Source organism: Pseudomonas sp. SWRI81 (assembly GCF_014268545.1).
GTDB classification, from domain to species: Bacteria; Pseudomonadota; Gammaproteobacteria; order Pseudomonadales; family Pseudomonadaceae; genus Aquipseudomonas; species Aquipseudomonas hamedanensis.
In genome coordinates this window covers 1-233 of the sequence record NZ_JABWQS010000126.1, presented here as the reverse complement: position 1 = coordinate 233, position 233 = coordinate 1, and the positions used below count along the sequence as shown (strand labels likewise).

Below are 233 nucleotides of genomic sequence, written 5' to 3'. Positions count from 1 at the left end.
GTCATCGGCTCGTCTTTCAATGACGTGTTGACCGGGCAAACCACGGGCAACGTCCTGAACGGCGGCGCCGGCGATGACATCTACTACGTCAACGGCACTTCGGTAAACGTGGTTGAAGCGGTAGGCGGCGGTGATGACGAAGTACGGACCATCCTGCTCAATCACACCCTGGCAACCAACGTCGAGCGTCTGACTTACGTCGGTACTGGCAACTTTGTCGGTTACGGCAATGC

The 233-nt window shown here is 57.5% G+C and carries 1 protein-coding gene; it reads left to right on the top strand.

Going from position 1 to position 233, the window contains the following annotated elements; genetic code table 11:
- Positions 1 to 233, top strand: a 233-nt coding sequence (locus HU765_RS26715; protein WP_186624108.1) for a hypothetical protein, incomplete at both ends; no start/stop codon positions are given.